This is a genomic window from Streptomyces sp. NPDC049585, assembly GCF_040675615.1.
GTDB lineage: Bacteria > Actinomycetota > Actinomycetes > Streptomycetales > Streptomycetaceae > Streptomyces > Streptomyces luteosporeus.
Genome location: NZ_JBFAPE010000028.1, coordinates 20,441 through 46,091, shown reverse-complemented (window position 1 = coordinate 46,091; position 25,651 = coordinate 20,441). Strand labels below are relative to the sequence as shown.

At 73.4% G+C, this 25,651-nt stretch carries 22 protein-coding genes and 4 tRNA genes; 13 read left to right on the top strand and 13 right to left on the bottom strand.

Annotation, left to right across the window (positions count from 1 at the left end; genetic code table 11):
• Positions 1-60: 60 nt before the first annotated feature.
• Entirely contained in the window at positions 61-915 is an 855-nt protein-coding gene (locus tag AB0K17_RS24450; protein WP_365967965.1) for a diacylglycerol kinase, read from the bottom strand.
• Positions 916-1,091: 176 nt separating this feature from the next.
• Here AB0K17_RS24450 and AB0K17_RS24445 point away from each other — a divergent pair, with 176 nt between their 5' ends.
• A complete protein-coding gene (locus tag AB0K17_RS24445) occupies positions 1,092-2,378 on the top strand; it encodes an adenylosuccinate synthase (RefSeq protein WP_365967966.1) in 1,287 nt (428 codons plus the stop codon).
• Positions 2,379-2,450: 72 nt separating this feature from the next.
• Here the strand turns inward: AB0K17_RS24445 and AB0K17_RS24440 are convergent, their stop codons facing one another.
• Complete coding sequence (locus AB0K17_RS24440) at positions 2,451-4,190, bottom strand: protein kinase (protein WP_365984242.1); 1,740 nt, start codon at positions 4,188-4,190, stop codon at positions 2,451-2,453.
• A gap of 150 nt (positions 4,191-4,340) precedes the next feature.
• A complete protein-coding gene (locus AB0K17_RS24435; protein WP_344438613.1) occupies positions 4,341-4,547 on the bottom strand; it encodes a cold-shock protein in 207 nt (68 codons plus the stop codon).
• 327 nt (positions 4,548-4,874) lie between these two features.
• Between AB0K17_RS24435 and AB0K17_RS24430 the strand changes: the two genes are divergently transcribed.
• From AB0K17_RS24430 to AB0K17_RS24420, 3 genes are all read left to right on the top strand, one after another.
• Positions 4,875-6,245 (top strand): aspartate aminotransferase family protein, encoded by a 1,371-nt coding sequence (locus AB0K17_RS24430; RefSeq protein WP_365984241.1) that lies wholly within the window; start codon positions 4,875-4,877, stop codon positions 6,243-6,245.
• 204 nt (positions 6,246-6,449) lie between these two features.
• Positions 6,450-7,133, top strand: a complete 684-nt coding sequence (locus AB0K17_RS24425; RefSeq protein WP_365967969.1) for a GntR family transcriptional regulator — start codon at positions 6,450-6,452, stop codon at positions 7,131-7,133.
• Positions 7,134-7,221: 88 nt separating this feature from the next.
• Positions 7,222-7,872 (top strand): hypothetical protein, encoded by a 651-nt coding sequence (locus AB0K17_RS24420; RefSeq protein ID WP_344438609.1) that lies wholly within the window; start codon positions 7,222-7,224, stop codon positions 7,870-7,872.
• A 37-nt stretch (positions 7,873-7,909) separates the two neighbouring features.
• Here AB0K17_RS24420 and AB0K17_RS24415 read toward each other — a convergent pair whose 3' ends face one another.
• Complete coding sequence (locus tag AB0K17_RS24415; protein WP_365984240.1) at positions 7,910-8,653, bottom strand: SLATT domain-containing protein; 744 nt, start codon at positions 8,651-8,653, stop codon at positions 7,910-7,912.
• A gap of 266 nt (positions 8,654-8,919) precedes the next feature.
• Between AB0K17_RS24415 and purD the strand changes: the two genes are divergently transcribed.
• From purD to AB0K17_RS24385, 6 genes are all read left to right on the top strand, one after another.
• The gene (gene purD, locus AB0K17_RS24410; protein ID WP_365984239.1) at positions 8,920-10,170 is read left to right on the top strand and encodes a phosphoribosylamine--glycine ligase; all 1,251 of its coding nucleotides are present in this window, start codon (positions 8,920-8,922) and stop codon (positions 10,168-10,170) included.
• A gap of 380 nt (positions 10,171-10,550) precedes the next feature.
• Positions 10,551-12,248 (top strand): hypothetical protein, encoded by a 1,698-nt coding sequence (locus AB0K17_RS24405; RefSeq protein WP_365984256.1) that lies wholly within the window; start codon positions 10,551-10,553, stop codon positions 12,246-12,248.
• A gap of 169 nt (positions 12,249-12,417) precedes the next feature.
• Positions 12,418-13,890, top strand: coding sequence for a N,N-dimethylformamidase beta subunit family domain-containing protein (locus AB0K17_RS24400; protein ID WP_365984238.1), 1,473 nt, complete (start codon positions 12,418-12,420; stop codon positions 13,888-13,890).
• A 69-nt stretch (positions 13,891-13,959) separates the two neighbouring features.
• Positions 13,960-14,874 (top strand): phosphoribosylaminoimidazolesuccinocarboxamide synthase, encoded by a 915-nt coding sequence (locus tag AB0K17_RS24395; RefSeq protein WP_365967973.1) that lies wholly within the window; start codon positions 13,960-13,962, stop codon positions 14,872-14,874.
• A 254-nt stretch (positions 14,875-15,128) separates the two neighbouring features.
• Positions 15,129-15,830, top strand: coding sequence for a response regulator transcription factor (locus AB0K17_RS24390; RefSeq protein ID WP_365984237.1), 702 nt, complete (start codon positions 15,129-15,131; stop codon positions 15,828-15,830).
• The gene (locus AB0K17_RS24385) at positions 15,827-17,209 is read left to right on the top strand and encodes a HAMP domain-containing sensor histidine kinase (protein ID WP_365984235.1); all 1,383 of its coding nucleotides are present in this window, start codon (positions 15,827-15,829) and stop codon (positions 17,207-17,209) included. The genes AB0K17_RS24390 and AB0K17_RS24385 overlap by 4 nt, the downstream gene beginning before the upstream one ends.
• A 117-nt stretch (positions 17,210-17,326) precedes the next feature.
• Here the strand turns inward: AB0K17_RS24385 and AB0K17_RS24380 are convergent.
• From AB0K17_RS24380 to AB0K17_RS24340, 9 genes are all read right to left on the bottom strand, one after another.
• Positions 17,327-17,399, bottom strand: a tRNA-Gly gene (locus AB0K17_RS24380).
• A 36-nt stretch (positions 17,400-17,435) separates the two neighbouring features.
• Positions 17,436-18,029, bottom strand: coding sequence for a response regulator transcription factor (locus AB0K17_RS24375; protein WP_365968004.1), 594 nt, complete (start codon positions 18,027-18,029; stop codon positions 17,436-17,438).
• A gap of 8 nt (positions 18,030-18,037) precedes the next feature.
• Positions 18,038-19,363 carry a histidine kinase gene (locus AB0K17_RS24370; RefSeq protein ID WP_365984234.1) on the bottom strand — a complete coding sequence of 442 codons (1,326 nt, stop codon included), beginning with the start codon at positions 19,361-19,363 and terminating at the stop codon, positions 18,038-18,040.
• A 33-nt stretch (positions 19,364-19,396) separates the two neighbouring features.
• Positions 19,397-20,176, bottom strand: a complete 780-nt coding sequence (locus AB0K17_RS24365; protein ID WP_365984233.1) for an ABC transporter permease — start codon at positions 20,174-20,176, stop codon at positions 19,397-19,399.
• The gene (locus AB0K17_RS24360; RefSeq protein WP_365984232.1) at positions 20,176-21,150 is read right to left on the bottom strand and encodes an ABC transporter ATP-binding protein; all 975 of its coding nucleotides are present in this window, start codon (positions 21,148-21,150) and stop codon (positions 20,176-20,178) included. Before AB0K17_RS24360 ends, AB0K17_RS24365 begins: the two co-directional genes overlap by 1 nt.
• A gap of 134 nt (positions 21,151-21,284) precedes the next feature.
• A tRNA-Gly gene (locus tag AB0K17_RS24355) sits at positions 21,285-21,357 on the bottom strand.
• A gap of 79 nt (positions 21,358-21,436) precedes the next feature.
• Positions 21,437-21,508: transfer RNA gene (locus AB0K17_RS24350), tRNA-Gly, on the bottom strand.
• Positions 21,509-21,552: 44 nt separating this feature from the next.
• Positions 21,553-21,624: transfer RNA gene (locus tag AB0K17_RS24345), tRNA-Gly, on the bottom strand.
• 186 nt (positions 21,625-21,810) lie between these two features.
• Positions 21,811-22,128, bottom strand: coding sequence for an Lsr2 family protein (locus AB0K17_RS24340; RefSeq protein ID WP_344438592.1), 318 nt, complete (start codon positions 22,126-22,128; stop codon positions 21,811-21,813).
• A 317-nt stretch (positions 22,129-22,445) separates the two neighbouring features.
• On the opposite strand from AB0K17_RS24340, the gene purS reads away from it, so the two are divergent.
• Genes purS through purL form a run of 3 tightly spaced genes read left to right on the top strand, consistent with a single transcriptional unit; the run spans position 22,446 to position 25,617 of the window.
• Positions 22,446-22,691, top strand: a complete 246-nt coding sequence (purS, locus tag AB0K17_RS24335) for a phosphoribosylformylglycinamidine synthase subunit PurS (protein ID WP_365984231.1) — start codon at positions 22,446-22,448, stop codon at positions 22,689-22,691.
• Entirely contained in the window at positions 22,688-23,368 is a 681-nt protein-coding gene (purQ, locus tag AB0K17_RS24330) for a phosphoribosylformylglycinamidine synthase subunit PurQ (RefSeq protein WP_365967979.1), read from the top strand. The genes purS and purQ overlap by 4 nt, the downstream gene beginning before the upstream one ends.
• On the top strand, positions 23,368-25,617 hold the full coding sequence (gene purL, locus AB0K17_RS24325) for a phosphoribosylformylglycinamidine synthase subunit PurL (RefSeq protein ID WP_365984230.1): 2,250 nt from the start codon (positions 23,368-23,370) through the stop codon (positions 25,615-25,617). The genes purQ and purL overlap by 1 nt, the downstream gene beginning before the upstream one ends.
• The last annotated feature ends 34 nt before the right edge of the window (positions 25,618-25,651 follow it).

Here is a 25,651-nt window from a genome sequence, read left to right as displayed (position 1 = left end):
CAATCTGCGGGCACGTCGTGGCTTGTCGCGCAGTTCCCCGCGCCCCTACGGGGCGCCCCGCTACCCCCGTGGCAGGGTCAGGCGCCATGCTTCCGGGAGCGCCGTCCACGTGCGCGTGCGTACCGGGCCGCGGACGCGGTTGTCCGCGCGGTAGCGGAAGTCCGGGCCGGACAACGTCACCGTGCGCGCCCGCACCCGCAAGGGCTCCGGGGAGGCCGCCGGCGCGTGGACGACGACGTCCGCCGCGCCGTCCGGGCCGGCGGAGACGGAGACCCGGCCGAGCGGCCGGTCGAGGTCGGCCAGCACCTCCCCGTCCGCCTCGATGCGCAGCCGCAGGCCCGCCCCCGGCACCGCGTGCCGCCCGGAGGAGGGTCCGGTGAGCAGGGTCAGGGCGGTGCGGGCGGCGGTGCGTACGGCCGCCTCGGCCGGGGTGCGTGCCGGCGCGTGCCGGTGGGCGGCCGTGGCGGCGGCCCCCGCGGGCGCCCAGAGGCCGCCCAGGACGACGCCGTCGTCCTCGTCGGCCAGCAGCCCCAGCCGGTGCTGTTCGCCGTCCAGGACGGCCCTGGCGGCCGCCACGGCCCCCAGCGGCACGCCCAGGGTGCGGGCCACGGTCACGGTCGGCAGGGCGCCGACCGGCACCCAGGCCAGCGGGGTCTCGGTCAGCTCGCGGCGCCGGTGCAGGAGGGCGACGACGCGCAGCAGGGCCCGGTCGTCGCCGATGACGACGATGCGGCGGCGGCCGCGTCTGGCGACCGCCCGTGCCACTTCCTCCGGCCCGCCGGGGAGGGCGATTTTGGCCACCGCTCCGGCGCACAGTACGTCCCGCGCGATCCGCGTGGACTCGCCGTCCACGCGCCTGGCGACCGGGTCGACGACGACGAGCAGCTGCGCTCCGCTCGGGTCTGCAGCCGACACCTTCGTCCTTCCTCAGGTAATCTCTCGGTGCAAGAGCCCCTGTCGCTGTTGCGCCAGGGGCTTCGTCTATCCGGGGCACCGGTTCGACGGCTCCGGCGGTGGTGAACGCCCGAAACCAGCGGGCTCACGCCGCCTGTGCACGTTGGACATGCCCCGCCCGGAAGGGGTGTACGCCTGTGCCCGCACTTGTGCTGCTCGGTGCTCAGTGGGGTGACGAGGGCAAGGGAAAGGCCACCGACCTGCTCGGTGGTTCCGTGGACTATGTGGTGCGCTATCAAGGTGGCAACAACGCCGGCCACACCGTGGTGGTCGGTGACCAGAAATACGCGCTCCACCTCCTCCCTTCCGGGATCCTCTCGCCGGGGTGCACCCCGGTCATCGGCAACGGTGTCGTCGTCGACCCGGCGGTCCTGCTCTCCGAGCTGAGCGGGCTGAACGAGCGCGGCGTCGACACGTCCAAGCTGCTCATCAGCGGTAACGCGCACCTGATCACGCCCTACAACGTCACCCTCGACAAGGTGGGCGAGCGCTTCCTCGGCAAGCGGAAGATCGGTACGACCGGCCGCGGCATCGGCCCGACCTACGCGGACAAGATCAACCGCGTGGGCATCCGGGTCCAGGACCTGTACGACGAGTCGATCCTGACCCAGAAGGTCGAGGCGGCCCTGGAGCTGAAGAACCAGCTCCTGGCGAAGCTCTACAACCGCCGCGCCATCGACTCGGCGCAGATCGTCGACGGTCTGCTGGCCTACGCGGACCAGATCAAGCCGTTCGTCGCGGACACCACGCTGATCCTGAACAACGCCATCGACGAGGGCAAGGTCGTCCTCTTCGAGGGCGGCCAGGGCACCCTGCTGGACGTCGACCACGGCACGTACCCCTTCGTCACCTCCTCGAACCCGACCGCCGGCGGTGCCTGCACGGGCGCCGGCGTGGGCCCGACGAAGATCAACCGCGTGATCGGCATCCTGAAGGCGTACACCACCCGCGTGGGCGCCGGTCCGTTCCCGACGGAGCTGTTCGACGAGGACGGCGAGAAGCTGCGCGTCATCGGCGGCGAGCGCGGTGTGACCACCGGTCGTGACCGCCGCTGCGGCTGGTTCGACGCGGTGATCGCCCGCTACGCCACCCGGGTGAACGGCCTGACGGACTTCTTCCTCACCAAGCTCGACGTCCTCACCGGCTGGGAGCAGATCCCGGTCTGCGTGGCGTACGAGATCGACGGCAAGCGCGTCGAGGAGCTGCCCTACAGCCAGACCGACTTCCACCACGCGAAGCCGATCTACGAGATGCTGCCGGGCTGGACCGAGGACATCTCCAAGGCCAAGACCTTCTCCGACCTGCCGAAGAACGCGCAGGCGTACGTGAAGGCGCTGGAGGAGATGTCGGGCGCGCCGATCTCCGCGATCGGCGTCGGCCCGGGCCGCGACGAGACGATCGAGATCAACTCGTTCCTGTCGTAACCCCCGCACGCGCGACGGCGCCCCGGCGGCCTCATCGAGGCCACCGGGGCGCCGTCGCGTTCAGCCGGTCGTTCAGCCGGTCTTCCGGTAGACCAGCGAGGCGTCCTTCGTGCCGGAGTCGGCGAAGTCGCGCCGCATCCGGCCGTCCGGGAGCAGCACCAGGTCCGAGGAGGACCCGGGCTGGCAGGCCGAGGTGGGGTTGGCCTGGACGACGGAGGACGGCCCCAGGTGCAGCGTGGTGGCCGTACCGCCCTCGGAGGCGCGCGTGCGCCACTGGCAGGTGTAGGACGTGCCGTCGTCGAGGACGCCGCCGCCCTGGATCGTCACGTCGGTGCCCGCACCGCTGCGGTAGACGGTGATCGTCCGCCGGTTGGTGCCCGCGCCGCTGTCGAAGCTGGTCTGCCAGGTGCCGGCGAAGGCCTCGGGCCCGGTGGCCGCGGGCGTCGTCGTGCCGGGCGTCGTGGCCGGCGTCGAGGGGAGCGTGCCGCCGGGGACGGAGGCCGGCGAGGACGGCGCGGAGGAGACCGGCGCGGGCGGGGCGGCCTGGTTGCCGGTGCTGTGGCCGCCGTTCTGGTGCTTCTGGCTCAGCAGGTAGACCGTGCCACCGCCGGCGAGCAGTCCGGCGGTGACGATCGCGGCGACGAGGTAGGGCGTCTTCGTGCTGCGCGCCGGCGGCAGCGGCGCGACCTGCACGGTCGGCGGGTGGTACGGCGCCCCGTACGGGCCCGGGTGCGCCGGCCCGTATCCGGGCCCGTACGGGGCGCCGTGGGCGGCCGGTGCGGTGACCGTGGGCTGCTGCGGCGGCAGCGTGGCGGCCGGCGGCTGCACCTGGGTCGGCGGCTCGGGTGCCGGGTGCGCCGCGGGTATCGCCTCCCCCGCCGTGGGGCCGGCCGGGCCCTCCGCGTTCAGCAGCTGCACGGCATGCCGGCCGAGCTGGGCCACCAGGCCGGCGGGCAGCCAGGGCTCGGCGGTGCGCAGGTCGGTCAGCAGGTCCTGCACGCCGGTGCGCTCGGCGACCTGCTCGGGCGTGGGCCGGTCCGCGGGGTCCTTGGCCAGGAAGGCCGTGACGAGCGGGCGCAGCCCGGTGGGCACGCCGGTGAGGTCGGGCTCCTCCTCGGCGATGCGGAACATCAGGGCGTGCACCCCGCTGTCCGCGGTGCCGAACGGCATGCGGCCGCTGGCGGCGTAGGCGAGCACCGACCCCAGGCAGAAGACGTCGCTGGCCGGCGTGACCTGGTCGCCGCGTACCTGCTCGGGCGACATGAAACCGGGGGAGCCGACGGTCGCGCCCGTACGCGTCAGACCGCCGCCGTCGGTGACCGTCTGCAGGGCCCGGGCGATGCCGAAGTCGATGACGCGCGGGCCGTCGAGGGTGACGAGCACGTTCGAGGGCTTGAGGTCGCGGTGCACGATCCCGGCCGCGTGGATCGCCTGCAGGGCGCGGGCCAGGCCCGCCCCGAGGATGCGCACCGAGCGCTCAGGCAGCGGGCCGAAGTCGTGGTCGACGACCTGCCGCAGGGAGGGCCCGGCTATGTAGCCGGTGGCGACCCAGGGGACGTCGGCGTCGGTGTCGGCGTCCAGCACGGGCGCCGTCCATTCCCCGCCGACCTGCCGGGCGGCGCGCACCTCCTGGCGGAAGCGGCGGCGGAATTCCTCCTGCCCCGCCAGTTCCGGCTGGATCAGTTTCACCGCGACCGTACGGCCCCGGTCGTTGCGGGCCAGGTAGACCCGGCCCATCCCGCCTGCGCCGAGCCGGCCCAGCAGCCGGTAGGCGCCCAGCGTGCGCGGGTCCTCCGGTGTCAGTGCTTCCATACCGGGTGCGCTCCTTCCCCCGGGTTTTCCCCCGTGTTTCTCCGCGGAGAATAGCGGCACGAGGAGGGGCCGGGTATCCGGTACGGGAGGACGTACGGGTACCCGACCCCGGCGCACGGCGGGCGGAGCTGCCCGCCGGCCGCTTCCCGTTCAGGTCGTCGGCACGATGTTCTCGGCCTGCGGGCCCTTCTGACCCTGCGTGATGTCGAACGTGACCTTCTGGCCCTGCTGGAGTTCGCGGAAGCCGCGCGTTGCGATGTTGGAGTAGTGGGCGAAGACGTCGGCGCCCCCGTCGTCCTGCTGGATGAAGCCGAAGCCCTTTTCCGAGTTGAACCACTTCACGATGCCGGTAGCCAAGCTGATCTCCTTATCGGGGGCGCACGGCGGAATTCCGTACTCCAGCAAAACCGAAGTGCGCCCGAGGTCACGGACCTTCAGGCGCACATGACAAATGGCAAAGGGGGCACAGCCCCTACGAAAACCGCAATCGACCGTAGCAGCCCATTGCCGTCGAAAAGGGATTTCCCGCTGCTCCGGCGATTCGCGGACCGCCGCCGCCCGGCACTGTGTCCAGACGTGGCACGAGGGCGGCGACACCGTGCCGGTGGCGGGGCGGCGGGGGGCTGCCTAGGCTGCGGCGCACAGCAGCAGCCAAGCCCCCCGCACACCGATCAGAGGTCGCCCGTGAGCACCGGCAGCACCGGCAGCAGCAAGAGCACGAAGGCCGCGGTCAAGGCCGCCGACCGCGCGCACGTCTTCCACTCCTGGTCCGCGCAGGACCTCATCGACCCGCTGGTCGTCGCCGGCGCCGAGGGCTCGTACTTCTGGGACGGCGACGGCAACCGCTACCTCGACTTCTCCTCCCAGCTCGTCAACACCAACATCGGCCACCAGCACCCCAAGGTCGTCGCCGCCATCCAGGAACAGGCGGCCCGGCTGTGCACCGTCGCACCCGGCTTCGCCGTCGACGTCCGCTCCGAGGCCGCCCGGCTGATCGCCGAACGCACCCCCGGCGACCTCGACAAGATCTTCTTCACCAACGGCGGCGCGGAAGCCGTGGAGAACGCCGTGCGCATGGCCCGGCTGCACACCGGACGCCACAAGATCCTCAGCGCCTACCGCTCGTACCACGGCGCCACCGCGGCCGCCATCAACCTGACCGGCGACCCGCGCCGCTGGCCCTCGGACACGGCCTCCGCGGGCGTCGTGCACTTCTGGGGCCCGTACCTCTACCGCTCGCACTTCCACGCCACCAGCGAGGTCCAGGAGTGCGAGCGGGCGCTCGCCCACCTGGAGGAGGTCGTCGCCTTCGAAGGCCCGCAGACGATCGCCGCCATCGTGCTGGAGACGGTGGTCGGCACCGCCGGCATCCTCGTGCCGCCGGCCGGCTACCTCGCGGGCGTCCGCGAGATCTGCGACCGGTACGGCATCGTCTTCGTCCTGGACGAGGTCATGGCCGGCTTCGGCCGCACGGGCCGCTGGTTCGCGGCCGACCACTGGGGCGTCGTCCCCGACCTGCTCACCTTCGCCAAGGGCGTGAACTCCGGCTACGTGCCGCTCGGCGGCGTCGCCATCTCCGCGGAGATCGCCGCCACCTTCGCCAGGCGCCCCTACCCCGGCGGGCTCACCTACTCCGGCCACCCGCTGGCCTGCGCGTCGGCGGTGGCCACGATCAACGCGATGGAGGACGAGGGCATCGTCGAGAACGCGGCCCGCATCGGCGCGGACGTCCTCGGACCGGGCCTCGCGGCCCTCGCCGAGCGCCACCCGTCGGTGGGAGAGGTGCGGGGCACGGGCGTCTTCTGGGCCCTCGAACTCGTACGGGACCGCGAGACGCGCGAGCCGCTGGTGCCGTACAACGCGGCGGGCGAGGCGAACGCCCCCATGGCCGCATTCGCGGCGGCCTGCCGCGAGGGCGGCCTGTGGCCGTTCGTGAACATGAACCGCACGCACGTGGTGCCGCCGTGCACGATCACCGAGGCGGAGGCGAAGGAGGGCCTGGCGGCCCTGGACGCGGCCCTTGCGGTGGCGGACGCGTACACGGTTGCCCCGTAGGGGCGCGGGGAACTGCGCGACAAGCCACGACGCGCCCGCGGACGAAGTGCCGTGCTGCGGCCGCAGGCCGTCGGTGGCCGATCGCGCCCACGCGGCGGCAGCCGCAGATCGAACGCCGCCCCGCGCCCCTTACGGGGCGCTGCACAGCCCGCCGCAGGCGTCCGGTACCGTTTCTCCGCCACCGGAAGGGGAGACGAAGACCAGATGCCCGGCAGCGAGGCTGTCAAGCGCACCACACTGCGCTCGCAGATCGCCGACGCCCTGCTCGACGAGGTCATCGCGGGCCGGCTCCCGGCGGGACGGCAGTTCACGGTCAAGGAGATCGCCGAGCAGTACGGCGTCTCCGCCACACCCGTACGCGAGGCGCTGCTCGACCTGTGCTCCCAGGACCTGCTCGACGTCGAGCTGCACAAGGGCTTCCGGGTGCGCGAGTTCACGTACGCCGACTTCCGGGACATGGTCGAGGCCCGCACCCTGATCATCGAGGGCATGTTCCGCCGCTCGGCGGACGTGCTGCGCGCGGTCACGCCGCAGCAGCTGGCGTCCGCGCGGCGGCGGGCGGAGGAGGCCGAGCGGGCCGCGCTCGCCGGGGACCTGGACATCCTCATCGGGTACGACCTGCGTTTCTGGCGGGAGATGTCCGGCCTGGTCGGCAACTCCTACATAGCCGACTTCCTGGACCGGGTCCGGGTGCAGAGCTGGATCTTCACGGTGCCGCTGCTGCGCCGCCTGCCGGACCTGCGGGGCCGGCTGTGGCACGGGCACGCCGACCTCGTGGCGGCGGTGGGGGCCCGCGACGTGGTCCGGGCGCAGGAGATCGTCGACGCCTACAACCGCTTCACCCTCGACCTCGTCGACGGGCTCACCCACGCCGACGACGCAAGGTGACCGCGGTCGTCCCTGTGTGACAAAACGCTGAACGGCACTACGCTGTCCCGACCACCGCAGACGGGCGAGACGCGAAAGTGAGCTCACGTTGGCCTGTGACCTCTGGCTAGTGCCCCTCGTGGACGTGCTGTGCCACAGCCCCGACAACCCCTTCGCCGACGAGATCGCCGCGTACGACAAGGCGCTCGGCGAGGCCGGACTGCCGCCGGTGCCGGTCTTCGGCTACATGCCCGGGCTGTCCGGCGACGTGGCGCCGGTCGCCGGCTTCGACTACGACGCGCTGCACTTCCTGCGGCGCGCCCACATGCTGAACCTGTGCGGGCTGCCGGTCGCCCCCGTGGACGAACTCGGCGGCGACTACGAGCAGTTGCTGGAGATGTTCGAGACGACGGCCCGGGAGTCGCACCTGGTGTGGCACTACGACCACGCGGGCGCGTACGTCCCGGTGGACTTCGCCCACCCGCTGTCCAACGACGAACTCCTCGCCGGGGGCGGCCCCTTGGGGTCGAGCCACGGTCTGCTGCGCGAACTGGAGGCGGTGGCACCGGTGCTGGGCATCGACCCGGCCAACCCGCCCGCGCCGCCTGCCGCCCCGCGGCGGCCGACGACGCTGGAGGAACGCGCCGCGCCGCCCCCGCACGACGACAGTCCGTTCGCGCGGGAGCGGCACGTGTGGCTGGGGCTGCACGCGGCGGCGACGCGCAGCCTGGGCCAGGGCTCGATGATCGTCTTCAGTTGACGCGGCCGCCGCGCGCCGGCCGTGCGGCCGCCGCGCGTCAGCGCGGCGACTCCGGGGGCCGCTGGCGCGGCATGTTCGGCCGGGTGTGGGGCGGCAGCGGGAAGCGGCCCACCTGGCCGCCCGCATCGCCCCGTGGCCCCCACGCCACCAGTGACTGGGTCAGCAGGGGCGCCGGGCCCGCCCGGAACTCCACCATCCAGTCGGCCGTCTCCGCCCGCACGAGCTCCGAGACGTCCTCGGAGAAACGCCGCAGCACCGTCAGACAGCGCTCGGCCGCCTCGCTGGCCGTGCCCTCCGTCGGGCCGAGCACCTCGCGCACGCACTCCGACGCCCAGTCGAACTGCAGCACCTCCAGCCGGCGCTGCACCGCCTGCGCCGTGGCCACCCCCCGCATCCACCCGGACGTCAGCCCGAAGTAGCGGTCGCACGCCACGCAGGCCACCGCGCCGAGCAGCGCCAGGAACGCCCACGCCGATCCCGTGTGCAGCACCTTCGTCAGCTCCAGCAGCGGCAGCGCCGCACCGATCACGGCGAAGGTCGCCGTGGCCAGCCGCAGCCCGCGCGCCCAGCGGCGCTTCCAGGCGCGGTCGGTGAGATACCAGTCGGCCAGGGCGAGGGCACCGCCTTCCACCCATCTGTACAGCTCGTCCAGCCGCTCGGCAGGCTCGCCCCAGTCCCCGAGGGGGAAGGTCCGGCCGCGCAGGTCGCCCCGGTGCTGCCCTCCTTGGTGGCCTCCCTGCTCGCGCGGAAGCCCCTCGGGCTGCATCTCAGGCTGGCTCACCCCTGCACTCCCTCTCCGCCGTGTGCCGCATCCGGTTGCGTTCGCGTACGCCCCTAACCGCAAGGGCAGCCTCCCTTCTACCGCCGAACGGCTGGCGTTGCGCACAAGATCCAGCCTTTTCCGTCCCAAAGTGCAGGGGTATGCGGTAGAGGTCCCTCCACCCCCTCACCCGAAAGAGTGCGCCGCAAGCGGACAAGAGGTTCCTACGAGGACGCGGCGACCCCCGAGTTGTAGTGATCCACAAGGCAGGCAATAGGGTGGCACCCGTGAAGGTCCTCGTCATCGGCGGCGGCGCCCGCGAACACGCCCTGTGCCGCTCCCTGTCCCTCGACCCCGACGTCACGGCGCTGCACTGCGCGCCCGGCAACGCCGGCATCGCCGCCCTCGCCGAGATGCACCCGGTGGACGCCCAGGACGGCGCGGCCGTCGCGGAGCTGGCCGGGCGGCTCGGCGCCGACCTCGTGGTCATCGGCCCGGAGGCACCGCTCGTGGCGGGCGTCGCGGACGTGCTGCGCGAGCGCGGGTTCGCCGTCTTCGGCCCGTCCGGCGAGGCGGCGCGGCTGGAGGGCTCCAAGGCCTTCGCCAAGGACGTCATGGCCGCCGCCGGCGTGCCCACCGCCCGCAGCTACGTGTGCACCACCGCCGAGGAGATCGACGCCGCCCTGGACGCCTTCGGCGCCCCCTACGTCGTCAAGGACGACGGCCTGGCCGCCGGCAAGGGCGTCGTGGTCACCTCCGACCTCGCCGCCGCCCGGGAGCACGCACTGGCCTGCGGGCGCGTGGTGATCGAGGAGTTCCTGGACGGCCCCGAGGTGTCGCTGTTCGCGATCACCGACGGCGAGACCGTGCTGCCCCTGCAGCCCGCCCAGGACTTCAAGCGCGCCCTGGACGGCGACGAGGGCCCCAACACCGGCGGCATGGGCGCCTACTCGCCGCTGCCCTGGGCCGAGCCGGGCCTGGTGGACGAGGTGCTGCGCACGGTGCTGCAGCCCACCGTCGACGAGCTGCGCCGCCGCGGCACGCCCTTCTCCGGACTGCTCTACGCGGGCCTGGCGATCACCTCGCGGGGCGTGCGGGTCATCGAGTTCAACGCCCGCTTCGGCGACCCCGAGACCCAGGTCGTCCTCGCCCGCCTGCGCACGCCGCTGGCGAGCGTCCTGCTCAACGCCGCGACCGGCAACCTCGCCGCCGAACCGCCGCTGCGCTGGCGCGACGAGGCCGCCGTGACGGTCGTCGTCGCCGCGCAGGGCTACCCCGCCGCCCCCCGCAAGGGCGACGCGATCGAGGGCCTGGCAGAGGCGGACGCGATCGAGGGCGCGTACGTGCTCCACGCGGGCACCACCCACGACGCCGAGGGACGCATCGTGAGCGCCGGCGGCCGGGTGCTGTCGGTCACCGCCACCGGAGAGGACCTGACCGTCGCCCGCGAGCGCGCCTACGAGGCCGTCGCCCGCGTGCGGCTGGACGGCTCCCACCACCGTACGGACATCGCGGAGAAGGCGGCCGCCTCGGCCTGAACCGGCTTGCCGGGCCGGTCCCTTGCGGTCGTTTCCGGTCGTTGTTCCCGGCCGTCGTCCCGGGGCGTTGTTCCGGCCGTCGTTCCGGCCGTTTTCCGGTTCCCCGCCGCGTCGTTCGCCCGTGTGGACCCCCTGGAGTGGCGCGCGGGCTGCCCCGCGACCACCGCGTCGGGCTTTGCCCAAAGCCATTCCATCGGGTGAGCGGTTGCCCAACCTGCTGACGCGCGCCCCGCCCCCAACTAGGGTGCGGCGCGGGGCGGCTGCGCACGGCCGGTCCACCGGCCCGACCGGCCCACCGGCATTGCGATGTCAGTGGCCGGTGCCACAGTGGGGGTGGTAGGCAACGCACCTCGGCAGAGCACGACAGGCAACTGGGGGTGATCGGTCTCGTGGCAGGTACGGAAGCAGGCGCGCTGGCCGCGCGCACCCGCGCCCTGGCGGTGCTGCGGGTGCGCAGCGCCGCACTGGCCCTCGCCCTCCTGCCGGCGGCCACCGCCGTCGTGCTGGCGGCCGGCTCCGCCACCGGCCACATCGCCGACGGCTCGGTCTGGGCCGCGGCCCGCCCGGCCGTCACCGTGGCCGCCGTGCTCGCCCTGCTGCTGACCGCGGCGGTCGCCGTCGTCGTCGCCCGGGCCCGGCCGGCCCTGAGCCCCACCGTGCCGATCCCCGAGGAGACGGCCCCCGATCTGTACCGGCTGGTGCGCGACCTCGCCGACCGGCTGGAGGTCCCCCCGCCGTCCGCCATAGCCCTCACACCCGACTGCGACAGCTGGCTGGAGGACCGCACCCATCCGGCGCACGGCCCGCCGCGCCGGTTCGCCCTGGTGCGCCCGCGCACGGCCGCCGCGCCCGTGCTGGTGATCGGCTCGCCCTTCCTGTGGTGGATGCGCGTGGCCGAGCTGCGCGCCCTGCTGGCCCCCGTCGTGGCCGGCACGGGCCCGGCCGCCCACCCCGACATAGCGGCCGCCCGCCGCTTCGTCAGGGGCCTGGACGCCGCCGTGGCCGTCGCGGCGGGCCGGCCCCCTCTCGCGTTCGTGGGCTGGGTCGCGCGCCTGCTGCTGCGCGCCTGCCGCGACCACGCCGCGGAGATGGAGCGGGGGGTGGCCGCGGCCGCCTCCGAGCGCGCCCAGGCCGTCGACTACGGGCTGCGCATCGTCGCCCAGGAGCAGGTCGGCCTCGCCTACGCCGGCTGGGACCGGCTGCTCAACCGCGTGGCCCTGCCCGCCTGGCGCATGGGCCGCTGGCCCTCCCGGCTGGATGCCGGCGTCGTCTCCGCCCTCACCGAGCTCTCCCGCCGCGACCGCCTCGCCGAGGGCTTCGCCTCCCGGCTGGGCGAGCGGCCCGCCTGCGACCTGCTGGAGGAGCCCGGCCTGATCGACGAGGCCGCCTCCCTGCTGGCCGCCCGGCTCTTCCACGGCGGCCCGCCCGAGCCCGGCCCCGGCTGGTCCCCGGTCGCCTGGAGCCAGTACCCGCAGGAGGTCGTGGACCGCAAATGGCGCCTGGAGGCCGCCCGCCTGCACCGCGTCCTCGACGAGATCGCCGCCTGCGGCGCCGCCCCCGGCAGCCCGCCCAGGACCCCGCCCGCCCCGCCCACCGGGCCGTCCGCCGCCGCCCAGGACTCGGCGCCCGGCGCCCCCACCGTCGCCCGGGTCCTGGAGCGGCTCACCGGGCCCGGCGGCGGCGGGGTGGGGGAGGAGCTCGAGCTGCGGCTGAGCGCCGCGGTCGCCCGCGAGGCGGCCCGCGAGGAGCGCGCCGCCCGCAGCGGTGGGCTCGGCTCCCCGGCCGGCACCTGGATCGACGGCCTCGCCCCGCTCTTTCCCCTGCAGCCGCCCCGCAGCGGGCGCGAGCTGCTCGCCGACCACGTGACGGCCATGGTGTGCTGCGCCGCCGTCGACACCGCGGGCGCCACCCCCGGCCTGGACTGGCTGGACGGGCCCGCCCTGATGGTCGGCGGCTCCCGCTGCGCGGGCCTGGCCCACTCCGTCCTCAGCCTCATCGAGGACGGGGACGGCGAGCCCCTGCGGGCCTGGCTGGGCGACCTCGGGGTACGCATGGAGAAGCCCGTACGGCTGGTCTGACCGCCCGGTGCGGTGACGCTCGGTGACGGCATCACGCAGCGTAGGGGCAGAGCCATCACTTTCGGGGAATTTCCCGACGATCGGTGACGGACCGGTTGCGTCATGTGATCTGCTGGGAATCTGCCGGGAAACCGAAAAGGTATGCGGTGGCCCAGGGGAGGGAGCGCACATGGAGAGGGAGCACAACCGCCGCTGGGAGTCCGGCGCGCTCGCGCACGCCGTCTCGGACCCCTTCGGGCAGGGGCCGCTGCCGTGGCTGCGCGGCGGCGAGTTCTACTTCGACGGCACCGGGCAGATCATCCCCTGGTACGTCGACCCGGTCCTGGCCGAGGCGCGCATCCCGCCGCCCCGCAGACCCGGGCCGCGCGCCGCCGACGACGTCCACTGCCAGATCAAGGGCTTCGCCTCCGCCAGCGCCGTCGCCCCCGGCGAGGCCATCGACTTCCGCATCACCGTCGACCCGCCGCAGCAGTTCAGCGTCGACATCTACCGCATCGGCCACTACGGCGGCGTCGGCGCCGCGAAGATCACCACCAGCCCCCGGCTGTCGGGCATCGTCCAGCCCCCGCCGCTCGTCGCCGAGCGCACCGTCTCCTGCCACCACTGGTGGCTGTCCTGGCGGCTGCAGATCCCCGCCTTCTGGAGCAGCGGCGCCCACGTGGCGGTGCTGACCACCGCCGACGGCTACCGCAGTCACATCCCCTTCACCGTTCGCGACGGCAAGCCCGCCGACCTGCTGCTGGTCCTGCCCGACATCACCTGGCAGGCCTACAACCTCTACCCCGAGGACGGCCGCACCGGCGCCAGCCTCTACCACGCCTGGGACGACGAGGGCCGGCTGCTCGGCGAGGAGGGCGCAGCCACCACCGTCTCCTTCGACCGCCCCTACGCCGGCGCCGGCCTGCCCATGCACGTCGGCCACGCCTACGACTTCATCCGCTGGGCCGAGCGCTACGGCTACGACCTCGCCTACGCCGAGACCCGCGACCTGCACGCCGGGCGAATCGATCCGGCACGCCACCGGGGCGTCGTCTTCCCCGGCCACGACGAGTACTGGACGGCCGAGATGCGCCGCTCCGTCGAGCACGCCCGCGACTGCGGCACCTCGCTCGTCTTCCTCTCCGCCAACACCATGTACTGGCGCGTGGAGCTCGCCGCCTCCCCGGCCGGCCCCCACCAGCTGCTGACCTGCCGCAAGCGCCGCGGCCCCGGCCGCCCCGCCCTGTGGCGCGAGCAGGCGCCGGCCGAACAGCAGCTCCTCGGCATCCAGTACGCCGGCCGCGTGCCCGAGCCGGCCCCCATGGTCGTCCGCAACGCCGACCACTGGCTGTGGGAGGCCACCGGCGCCGGCGAGGGCGACGAACTGCCCGGCCTCGTCGCCGGCGAGGCCGACCGCTACTTCCCGCGCACCGCCCTGCCCGAGCACACCCGCCGCATCCTGCTCACCCACTCCCCGTACAAGGACGGCGAAGGCATCACCCGCCACCAGGAGACCTCGCTCTACCGCGCCCCCAGCGGCGCCCTCGTCTTCGCCTCCGGCACCTTCGCCTGGTCCCCCGCCCTGGACCGGCCCGGCCACGTCGACCCCCGCATCCAGCGCGCCACCGCCAATCTCCTCGACCGCATCTGCAAACGTGTCTGACCCCTCCCGGCAGCAGCGCACGGCCGTGCGGCAGAATCGGGGTGTTTGGACAAACCACCAGGAGGACGCGTGTCCGGATTCGTCGAGAAGCCCAAGCCGGCCCAGGTGCCGGGCCTGGTCCACCTGCACACGGGCAAGGTCCGCGACCTCTACCGCGACGAGGCCGGAAACCTGGTGATGGTCGCCAGCGACCGCATGTCCGCCTACGACTGGGTGCTGCCCACCGAGATCCCCGACAAGGGCCGCGTCCTCACCCAGCTCTCCCTGTGGTGGTTCGACCTCCTCGCCGACCTCGCCCCCCACCACGTCCTCTCCGCCGAGGTGCCCGCGGGCGCCCCCGCCGACTGGGCCGGGCGCACCCTGATCTGCCGCGACCTCGACATGGTCCCCGTCGAGTGCGTCGCCCGCGGCTACCTCACCGGCTCCGGCCTCGCCGAGTACCGCGAGAGCCGCACCGTGTGCGGGCTCGCCCTGCCCGAGGGCCTCGAGGACGGCTCCGAACTCCCCTCCCCGATCTTCACGCCCGCAACGAAGGCGGAGGTCGGCGAGCACGACGAGAACGTCTCCTACGAGGAGGTCGCCCGCCAGGTCGGCGCCGAGACCGCCGCCATGCTCCGGCAGCTCACCCTCGCCGTCTACAGCCGCGCCCGCGACATCGCGCGCGAGCGCGGGATCCTCCTCGCCGACACGAAGTTCGAGTTCGGCTTCGCGAAGGGCGACGACGGCACGGCCGGGCTCGTCCTCGCCGACGAGGTCCTCACCCCGGACTCCTCCCGCTTCTGGCCCGCGGAGACCTGGCAGCCCGGGCGCGCGCAGCCGTCCTTCGACAAGCAGTACGTCCGCGACTGGCTGACCTCACCGGCGTCCGGCTGGGACCGCCACGGCACGACGCCGCCGCCGGAGCTGCCGGCGGAGGTCGTCGAGCGGACGCGGGCGAAGTACGTGGAGGCGTACGAGCGCCTCACCGGCACGAAGTGGGCGTAGCCCTGCGGATCGTGCAGCGTCCCGTCAGGGGCGCGGGGCAGCGTTCGATCTGCGGCTGCCGCCGCGTGGGCGCGACAAGCCACGACGCGCCCGCAGACGGAGTGCCGTGCTGCGCGCGGGCCGCGGGGGCGGTACGTCGGCTGCAGGCCGTCGGTGGCTGATCGCGCAGTTCCCCGCGCCCCTACGGGGCGCCGCCGGAACCGCGGGATCGGCCCGCCGCAGGCGCGCCGGGCCCGTCTGCGATCGTGGGCACCATGCCGCCGCCGTCCATCCTCGTCGTCGACGACGACCCCGACGTCCGTGCCGCCGTCGCCGACGGCCTCACCGTCGAGGGCTACACCGTGCGCGAGGCCCCCGACGGCCTCGCCGCCCTGTCCGCCGTGGCCGCCGCGCCCCCGGATGCCCTCGTCCTGGACCTCGCCATGCCCGTCCTCGACGGCCTCGCCGTCTGCCGCCGGCTGCGGGAGCTGGGCGACCGTACGCCCGTGCTCGTGCTGACCGCCCGCGACGCGGTCTCCGACCGTGTGGCGGGCCTGGACGCCGGGGCCGACGACTACCTCGTCAAGCCGTTCGCGCTCGACGAGCTCTTCGCCCGGCTGCGGGCCCTGCTGCGCCGCGCCGCCCCCGCGCCCGAGCAGCAGGACGTCCCCGAGGGGCCGCTGGTCTTCGCCGACCTGACCGCCGACCCGGCCACCCGCACCGGCGAGCGCGCGGGCCGGGCCATCGAGTTCACCCGGACCGAGTTCGCCCTGCTGGAGCTCTTGATGCGCCACCCCGGGCAGGTGCTGCCGCGGGAGCTGATCCAGGAACGGGTGTGGGGCGCCGACTTCGGCCCGGAATCCAACTCGCTCGCCGTCTACGTCGGCTACCTGCGCCGCAAGCTGGAGGCCGGAGGCGCCTCCCGCCTGGTGCACACCGTGCACGGCGTCGGCTACCGGCTCAAAGAGACACCATGAGAACACTGCTGCGCCGCAGGCCCCTGCGGGCCCGCCTGGCCCTGGTGACCACCGCCGCCGTGGCCGTCGTCGCCCTCGGCGTCCTCGCGGCCGCCTACGTCGTCATCCGCTACGAGCTCGTGCGCCAGCTCGACCTGCAGCTGCGCCAGCAGGCCCAGCTGATCGCCCAGCAGAGCCGCGGCAGCGGCCCCGGCGTGCTGGGGGACCAGTGCACGTGGCGGGCCGCACCGGCCTGCGCCCAGGTCGTGGGCGCCGACCCCGCGGCCCCCGGCCCCGGCCCGCACGGCGGCCTGCTCCTGCCCGTCACCGGTGCCACCCGCCGCGTCGCCGCCGGCACTCTCGGCCCGTACTACAGCGACATCACCCACGACGGCCGTCCCATGCGGATGCTCACCACGCCCCTGCCCGGCCGCACGGGGCAGGCCCTGCAGGTCGCGGCCCGCTCCGACTCCGTCGACCAGGGCGTGCGCCAGGCCGGGCTGCTCCTCGGCGCGGTCGGCGGCGCGGGTGTCCTGCTCGCCGCGGGCCTGGGGTACGCCGCCTCGCGGACCTCGCTGCGCCCGGTGACGCGGCTGACCGCGACCGCCGAGCGCATCGCCGCCACCCGCGATGCGGCCCACCGCATCGAGCTGGACGCCTACGAGGCCCGCCGCGGGGACGAGATCACCCGTCTGGCCACCAGTTTCAACACCATGCTCGGCGAGCTGGAGGAGGCGGTGGCGGCCCAGCGCCGCCTGGTCGCCGACGCCTCGCACGAACTGCGCACGCCGCTGACCGCCCTGCGCACCAACGCCGAACTCCTCGCCCGCGCCGAGCGGCTCTCGCCGGCCCAGCGCACCCGCGCCGCCGACGCGCTGGGCCGGCAGCTGCGCGAGGTGACCGGCATGGTGGGCGACCTGATCGAGCTCGCCCGGGACGAGGAACCGCAGCCCCTGGTGGAGCAGGTGCGCCTGGACCGGCTCGCCGAACGCTGCGTGGCCGACGCCCGCGGTCACTGGCCGGCAACGCTCTTCACGGCCGACGTCGCACCGGTGACCGTGGCCGGCGTGCCCGCCCGGCTGGCCCGGCTGCTGGGCAACCTCCTCGACAACGCGGCCAAGTTCAGCCCGGCCGGCGCGACGGTGGAAGTGGAGCTGCGGCGTACGCAGGGCAGCGCCTGTCTCACGGTGCGCGACCACGGCCCGGGCATCACGCCCGAGGACCTCCCGCACGTCTTCGACCGCTTCTACCGCTCCCGGCAGGCCCGGGCGCTGCCCGGCTCCGGGCTGGGCCTGGCCATGGCCCGGCAGATCGCCCGGGCGCACGGCGCGCAGCTGACGGCCGAGCACGCGCCGGGCGGCGGCGCCCTCTTCCGGCTGAGCATTCCCCGTACGGACTGAGTACGGCCCGTACGGACTGAGTACGGCCCGTACGGACCGAGCACCGCCCGTACGGACCGAGCACCGCCCGTACGCACGACGAAGGCCCCGGTCGGTGACCGGGGCCTTCGTTCTCTGAGCGGACGACGAGGCTCGAACTCGCGACCTCAACCTTGGCAAGGTTGCGCTCTACCAACTGAGCTACGTCCGCATTCGCTCCGCGCGTTTCCGTGCGGTGCGGGTTCCACTATAGCCAACCCTGGGCGCGTGCGATGCGCGCCGCCGCGTGACGGTTCTCCGCGCCGAGCTTCGCGGCGGCCGAGGAGAGGTAGTTCCGCACCGTGCCGGGGGTGAGCCGGGCGCGCTCGGCGATCTCCGCGACGGGGGCGCCGTCCTCGGCCAGTTCCAGCAGCTCCGCCTCGCGCGCGGTCAGCGGGGAGTCGCCGGCGCTGATGGCGTCGGCCGCCAACTCCGGGTCCACGTAGCGGCTTCCGCCGTGCACCGTGCGGATGATCTCGGCGAGCCGCTGGGCCGAGACCGTCTTCGGGACGAAGCCGCGGACGCCCGCCTCCAGGGCCCGCTTCAGGTGCCCGGGCCGCCCGTGACCCGTCACGATCATGGTGCGGCAGCCGGGGAGTTCGGCCCGCAACGATGTGGCCACTGTCACACCGTCCAGCCCTGGCATCTGCAGATCCAGGACGGCCACGTCGGGCCGGTGGGCCCGGGCCATGGCGAGCGCCTCCGGCCCGCTGGCGGCCTCGGCGACGACGCGCAGGTCGTCCTCCAGCCCGAGCAGAGCGGCGAGTGCCCCGCGGATGAGGTGCTCGTCGTCGGCGAGCATGATGCGGATCACACGGTCCTCCCCTCGCCGACCGCGGCCCACCGGCGCACGCCGCTCACCGGCACTGCAGGGGGCGGTGGGGCGGGCGAGGGATCCGCCGCCGCCCCCACCGGCACCCGTGCCGTCACCCGGAACGTGGCGCAGTCCCCGTACGCCGCGTCCACCGTGCCCCCCAGCGCCGCCAGGCGCTCCCGCAGGCCGGCCAGTCCGGAACCGGCGCCGCCGCCGGCCCCGCCGGCGCTCGCGCCGTCGTTGTCGACGGTGAGCACCGCCGTGTCCCCCACGCGCCGCAGCCGCACCTCGCACCGTCGCGCGTCCGCGTGCCGCAGCACGTTCGTCGTGGCCTCCCGCACCACCCATGCCAGCGCCGACTGCACCGCCGGTGGCAGGTCGCCGTCGGTGACCGGTGCGTCGTCGATGCGGCAGGCGATGCCGGCCGCGGTCAGGATGCCGCGCGCTCCGGCCAGTTCCGTGTGCAGGTCCGCCTCGCGGTAGCCGCGGACGACCTCGCGCAGCTCGCGCTGCGACTCCTGCGCAATGCGCTGCACCTCGGCCATCTGGTCGGCGGCCGCCCCGGCCCCCCGCCGGGACAGCTGCACCGCGAGCTCGCTCTTGAGCGCGATGGCCGCCAGATTGCGGCCGAGGATGTCGTGCATGTCGCGGGAGAAGCGCAGCCGTTCCTCCGCGACCGCCAGCCGTGCCTGGACGGCGCGGGCCGCGTCGACCTCCCAGACGATCGACAGCATCCAGCCGGAGACGCGGGCCATGAGCATGACCCACCCGCACTGGAAGAGCGCGCCCACCGCGATGCCCGCGATCACCGGGAACGGCAGTCCGATCACCGCGAACGGCACCCACGCCAGCAGCAGCGAGACCCCCGCGGACACCGCCGCGTACACGCGCTTGCGCACCAGGAGGCAGAAGGCACCGGCGGGCGGCAGCGAGGTGCCCATGAGCAGGGTGGGCGCGGCCTGGAGGGCGTCCTCGGAGGGGTGCCTGCCGAGCATCGCGGCGAGCAGGCACAGCGCCAGCGCCAGCAGGGCCGTGCCGAGGACCAGCCGCCCCCGGGGGACGGGGGTCTCGCCGTTCTTGTCGAGGTAGTGGTCGAGGGCCCGCCGGATCAGGCCGGCTCCGGTGACGGCCTGGACGACGCCGACGGCGATGAAGGCCGTGGTGAGGACCGTGCTCACCGCCCCCTGCCCGGCGAGTGCCACCAACGAGGCGCTCTGGGCGAGGAGGAAGAACCACGGGACCACGTACAGCGCACCGCGCGAGTACATGTCGATCTGCTTGACCTTGCTCTGGCGCCGGAACGCCCGCACCCGACGGAACACGCGCCCCACCCCCCCGTATTGGATTTGCCCTGCTCAGCGCCGTGGTTCCCAGCGGAACCACCGTCGTACAGCAAACACCCCCAGGCCGACCCAGACCAAGGCGGCCCCCAGGTGGGCGAGCACGCTCCCCGCGCCCGCCCCGCCGAGCCAGCCCTCGCGCACCAGCTGCACGATCCCCGTCAGCGGCAGCACCTCGCAGACCCGCGCGAGCGTGTCCGGGAAGAGGTCGAGCGGGACGAAGATGCCCGAACCCAGCAGCGAGACCATCGCCAGCGGCATCGCCGCGAGCTGGGCGCTCTCCGAGCTGCGGGCGAAGGCCGTGGACGCGGCCGCCAGCGCGGTCAGCACGACCACGCCCAGCAGCACCCCGGCCACGAGGAGTTCGGGCCGCGCCGGGAGGGGCATGCCCAGCCAGGTGACGCCCGCCACGACCAGCAGGACGCACTGCACCAGCGCGATCAGCGCCGACGGCAGCGCCGTGCCCGCGAGGATCTCCAGGTCGCCGGCCTCGCCGGTGCGCAGCCGCTTGAGGACGAGCTCCTCGCGCCGCGCCGTATAGGCGCTCATCAGGTTGTAGTAGACGCAGAAGATCAGGATGTAGCCGAAGGCCCCCGTCATGGTGACCTCCTTCAGCGACATCCCGCTGCGGCCCAGGTCCACCTGCTGGGCGCCCGCACGCATCGCGTAGATCATGAGCGCGGGCATCAGGAGGGTCATGTAGAGCGCCGTCCTGTTGCGGCCGAGCAGCGTCAGCTCCGCCTTCCCCAGCGCGAGGGCCCGACGCGGCCCCGTGACCGTACCCGTCGTCGCCATTACTCGCCCCTCCCCGCGGAAACCCCCGCCGGTACGGTGGCGGATGCGCCCGCTATCGCCAGGAACGCCTCCTCCAGGGAGGCGGTTCGCGCGTCCAGCCCTTCCAGTTCCAGGTCCTTGTCCCGGGCCCACAGCAGCAGCCCGGTCAGGGTGCGCTGCAGCTCGGACGTCTGCAGTTCCACGCGCCCGGCGTTCTCCTCGTGCCGCAGGACGCCCAGTTCCGCCAGCGGCGGCAGGTCGCCGACGAACCAGCCCGCCGGCATCGCGAAGCGGATCCGGGCCGGGTGGGCGCCGATGACCTGCGCGGGCGTGCCCGCGGTGACGATGCGGCCCTCGCGCATGATCGCCACACGGTCGGCCAGGGCCTCGGCCTCCTCCAGGTAGTGCGTGGTCAGCAGCACGGTGGTGCCCTCCTCGCGCAGCCGCCGCACCAGCTCCCAGGTGGTGTGCCGGGCCTCGGGGTCCAGACCGGTGGTGGGCTCGTCGAGGAAGAGCACCTCCGGCCGCCCCAGCAGGGCCAGCGCCAGGTCCAGCCGGCGCCGCTCACCGCCGGAGAGCTGCTTGACGCGCACCCCGCCGCGGCCGCTCAGCCCCACCAGCGCCAGCGCCTCGGCCACGGGCCGGGCCCCGGTGGTGCAGCCGGCCCACATCGTCGCCGTCTCGGCGACGCCCAGCTCCGAGGGGAAGCCGCCTTCCTGCAGCATCACCCCGATCCGCGGCCGCACCAGGCGCCGCTGCGCGTACGGGTCGTGGCCCAGCACCCGCACCTCGCCGCCGGTCGGCCGGGCCAGGCCCTCCAGCACCTCGACGGTGGAGGTCTTGCCCGCCCCGTTCGTGCCCAGCAGCGCGAACACCTCGCCGCGGCGCACGGTGAAGGAGACGCCCCGCACCGCTTCGAATCCCTTGTCCTCCCCGGGCCGCCCGTATCGCCGGTGCAGCCGGGAGACCTCGATCACACTCTCCCCGGACTCCATGCCTCCAGGCTCCCGGCGGATCCGGGCGGAACGCAGTGCGAGCTGTCATGACCTGCGATGACGAATGTCATCACGGCACGGGGGCCCGGAAACGCCGAAGGCCCCGGTCTGATGACCGGGGCCTTCGTTCTCTGAGCGGACGACGAGGCTCGAACTCGCGACCTCAACCTTGGCAAGGTTGCGCTCTACCAACTGAGCTACGTCCGCATTGCTCCCGACCGGCTCTCACCGGGCGGTGCGAGCACCACTCTACCTGATCCACTGCGGTGGTCGGTAAACGGTGCGGAGCGGGTGACAGGAATCGCACACTGCGCCTCCCTCTTGGAAAGAGGGCGCTCTACTACTGAGCTACACCCGCATGGCCCTCCAGCCGGACCACGTACGTGGCCGGTGGACGGTCAGAGCGGGTGACAGGAATCGCACACTGCGCCTCCCCCTTGGAAAGGGGGCGCTCTACTACTGAGCTACACCCGCGTGACGTTCGAAGTGCCCGGCCGTTTCCCGGCCTTGCCCCTCGGCGTGATCCAGACTCTAGCTGATCACCTGGGGTGCTTGGCAAGTCGGATGATCAGCCCGGCTGCGGCGGGCGCTGCGAGGGGCTCCGCAGGGGTGCGGCGGGCGCCCGCGGGGGGTGTGCGCGGGACGGCCCGGCGGCCGGGATCAGCCGGCCGCGTTGAACGCCTCGTAGACCGCCTTGGGAATGCGGCCGCGCGGCGGCACCTCCATGCCGCGCGAGCGGGCCCAGGCCCGGACGGCCGCGGGGTCGGGCGCGACGGCGGTGCGGCGGTAGGCCCGCCCGGAGCGGGACTGGCGGCGGGCGGCCTCCTTGTAGGGCGCGAAGATGTCGCGCAGCCGCTCCGCATTGTCTTCATTCAGGTCGATCTCGTACGACTTGCCGTCGATCCCGAAGATGACGGTCTCCGCGGCTTCCCCGCCGTCGATGTCGTCGGAGAGTGTGACCACTACGCGCTGTGCCACGGAAATCGGTCCTTTCGGCCAGGTATCGCCGCGGTGACCTGCGGCGACGTCGGGGTTGCGGTTGTTCTCGGGCAATACATATTCATTTGTACGGCAAAGGGCAATGCGTTGCGGGCACCAGTAAATTCCGTACCGGCCCGTCGCCGCAATCGCCCCGGTGCATCCCCCCGGAATTTTTCCCGGAATTTTCCCGAGCGTCCCCGAGGGGTCCCACCGGGAATGCGGAGGATAAGCCCAGCATATCTATGCGCGTAGATTTTTCGGGACTGTACTCTGGCGGTACCGCTTCAGCTCACGCACCAACACCGGGAGTGCCAGTGGCACGCGTCGTAGTCGACGTCATGCTCAAGCCGGAGATCCTCGACCCGCAGGGGCAGGCGGTGCAGCGCGCACTGCCTCGCCTGGGCTTCGAGGGGATCGCCGACGTCCGTCAGGGCAAGCGCTTCGAACTCGAGGTGAAGGGGCCCGTCGACGACGCCGCCCTCGCCCGCATCCACGAGATGGCCGAAACGTTTCTCGCCAACACCGTGATCGAGAACTTCACCGTGCGAGTGGACTCGTGACCGCACGCGTGGGGGTCATCACCTTCCCCGGCACGCTCGACGACCGCGACACCCAGCGCGCCGTCCGCATCGCCGGCCTGGAAGCGGTGCCCCTGTGGCACCGCGACAAGGACCTCAAGCAGGTCGACGCGGTCGTCCTGCCCGGCGGCTTCTCGTACGGCGACTACCTGCGCGCGGGCGCCATCTCCCGCTTCTCGCCGGTGATGGAGACCGTCATCGACCAGGCGAAGGCCGGCATGCCGGTCCTCGGCATCTGCAACGGCTTCCAGGTCCTGACCGAGACCCACCTGCTGCCCGGCGCCATGCTGCGCAACAACCACCTGCACTTCATCTGCCGCGACCAGAAGCTGCGCGTGGAGAACGCGCAGACCGCCTGGACGGCCGACTACGCGGCGGGCCAGGAGATCTCCGTCCCGCTCAAGAACATCGACGGCCGCTACGTGGCCGACGAGCGCACCCTCGACGAGCTGGAGGCCGAGGGCCGCGTCGCCTTCCGCTACCTGGAGGGCAACCCCAACGGCTCCCTGCGCGACATCGCGGGCATCACCAACGCCGCCGGCAACGTCGTCGGCCTGATGCCGCACCCTGAGCATGCCGTCGAGCCGCTCATCGGCACCGGTCGCACCGACGGCCTCGGATTCTTCACCTCGCTCCTCAAGAAGCTGGTCAGCGCCTGATGACTCTCGACACCGTCAAGCACGCCGACGAGACCCCCGACGTCGAGCAGCCCTGGGCCGAACTCGGCCTCAAGCAGGACGAGTACGAGCGCATCCGCGCGATCCTGGGCCGCCGCCCCACCGGCGCCGAGCTCGCGATGTACAGCGTCATGTGGTCCGAGCACTGCTCCTACAAGAGCAGCAAGGTGCACCTGCGCCAGTTCGGCGAGAAGGCCCCCGAGAACGACGCGCTCCTCGTGGGCATCGGCGAGAACGCCGGCGTCGTCGACGTCGGCCAGGGCTACGCGGTCACCTTCAAGGTCGAATCGCACAACCACCCCTCCTACATCGAGCCCTACCAGGGCGCGGCCACCGGCGTCGGCGGCATCGTCCGCGACATCCTCGCCATGGGCGCCCGCCCGGTCGCCGTCATGGACCCGCTGCGCTTCGGCGCCGCCGACCACCCCGACACCAAGCGCGTCCTGCCGGGCGTCGTCGCGGGCATCGGCGGCTACGGCAACTGCCTGGGCCTGCCCAACATCGGCGGCGAGGTCGTCTTCGACGCCTGCTACCAGGGCAACCCGCTGGTCAACGCCCTGTGCGTGGGCGTGATGAAGCACGAGGACATCCACCTCGCCAAGGCCTCCGGCGCCGGCAACAAGGTCGTCCTCTACGGCGCCCGCACCGGCGGCGACGGCATCGGCGGCGTCTCGGTCCTGGCCTCGGAGACCTTCGACGACAGCAAGCCGACGAAGCGCCCCGCCGTCCAGGTCGGCGACCCCTTCCAGGAGAAGCTCCTCATCGAGTGCACCCTGGAGCTCTTCCGCGAGGGCCTCGTCGAGGGCATCCAGGACCTCGGCGGCGCCGGGCTGTCCTGCGCCACCAGCGAACTGGCCAGCGCCGGTTCCGGCGGCATGCGGGTCGAGCTCGACCGCGTACCGCTGCGTGACGCGACGCTCTCGCCGGAGGAGATCCTCATGAGCGAGTCGCAGGAGCGCATGTGCGCGATCGTCGAGCCGTCGAAGATCGACCGCTTCCTGGAGATCTGCGAGAAGTGGGACGTGATCGCCACCGTCATCGGTGAGGTCACCGACGGCGAGCGGCTGGAGATCTTCTGGCACGGCGAGCAGATCGTCGACGTCCCGCCGCGCACCGTCGCCCACGAGGGCCCGGTGTACGAGCGCCCGTACGCCCGCCCCGCGTGGCAGGACGCCCTGCAGGCGGACGACGCGAACAAGCTGCCCCGCCCGCAGACCCCCGAGGAGCTGCGCGAGCAGGTCCTGAAGGTGATCTCCTCGCCCAACCAGGCGTCCAAGTCCTGGATCACCGACCAGTACGACCGCTTCGTGCAGGGCAACACCGTGCTGGCCCAGCCCGAGGACTCGGGCATGGTCCGCATCGACGCGGAGACGGGCCTGGGCGTCGCGGTCGCCACGGACGGCAACGGCCGCTACGCCAAGCTCGACCCGTACGCCGGCGCCCAGCTGGCGCTCGCCGAGTCGTACCGCAACGTGGCCGCCACCGGCGCCCGCCCGCTGGCGATCTCCAACTGCCTGAACTTCGGCTCCCCGGAGGACCCGGCGGTCATGTGGCAGTTCGCCGAGGCCACGCGCGGCCTCGCGGACGGCTGCCTGGCCCTGGGCACCCCGGTGACCGGCGGCAACGTCTCGCTGTACAACCAGACCGGCGAGACGGCGATCCACCCGACCCCCGTCGTCGCGGTACTCGGCGTCATCGACGACGTCAACCGCCGTACGCCGATGGCATTCCGGGAGGAGGGCCAGCTGCTGTACCTCCTGGGGGACACCGCGGAGGAGCTCGGCGGCTCGGCCTGGTCGCAGGTGATCCACGACCACCTCGGCGGCCTGCCGCCGAAGGTCGACCTGGAGCGCGAGAAGCTGCTCGCCGAGATCCTCATCGCGGCCTCCCGCGACGGCATGGCGGATGCGGCGCACGACCTCTCCGACGGCGGCCTGGTCCAGGCCCTGGTCGAGTCGTGCCTGCGCGGCGGCAAGGGTGCCCGGATCGTGGTGCCCGACGGGCTGGACCCCTTCGTCTTCCTCTTCTCCGAGTCCGCGGGCCGGGCGGTCGTCTCCGTCCCCCGCAGCGAGGAGCTCCGCTTCGCCGACATGTGCGGCGCGCGGGGCCTGCCGGCCACCCGCATCGGCGTGGTGGACGGCGAAGAGATCGACGTCCAGGGCCAGTTCACGCTGTCGCTGGCCGAACTGCGCGCGGCGCACGAGGCCACCATCCCGGCGTTGCTCGCGTAACGCCGGGCGCCGTGAGGCGTTCGGGTCGGGCCCG

Bases quoted from the DNA above. Each gene is read 5' to 3' on its own strand.
- AB0K17_RS24440 (WP_365984242.1), bottom strand. From the start codon at position 4,190: ATGGAAGCACTGACACCGGAGGACCCGCGCACGCTGGGCGCCTACCGG.
- AB0K17_RS24425 (WP_365967969.1), top strand. From the start codon at position 6,450: ATGCCCGGCAGCGAGGCTGTCAAGCGCACCACACTGCGCTCGCAGATC.
- AB0K17_RS24400 (WP_365984238.1), top strand. From the start codon at position 12,418: ATGGAGAGGGAGCACAACCGCCGCTGGGAGTCCGGCGCGCTCGCGCAC.
- AB0K17_RS24390 (WP_365984237.1), top strand. From the start codon at position 15,129: ATGCCGCCGCCGTCCATCCTCGTCGTCGACGACGACCCCGACGTCCGT.
- AB0K17_RS24385 (WP_365984235.1), top strand. From the start codon at position 15,827: ATGAGAACACTGCTGCGCCGCAGGCCCCTGCGGGCCCGCCTGGCCCTG.
- AB0K17_RS24375 (WP_365968004.1), bottom strand. From the start codon at position 18,029: ATGCTCGCCGACGACGAGCACCTCATCCGCGGGGCACTCGCCGCTCTG.
- AB0K17_RS24365 (WP_365984233.1), bottom strand. From the start codon at position 20,176: ATGGCGACGACGGGTACGGTCACGGGGCCGCGTCGGGCCCTCGCGCTG.
- AB0K17_RS24360 (WP_365984232.1), bottom strand. From the start codon at position 21,150: ATGGAGTCCGGGGAGAGTGTGATCGAGGTCTCCCGGCTGCACCGGCGA.
- purL (WP_365984230.1), top strand. From the start codon at position 23,368: ATGACTCTCGACACCGTCAAGCACGCCGACGAGACCCCCGACGTCGAG.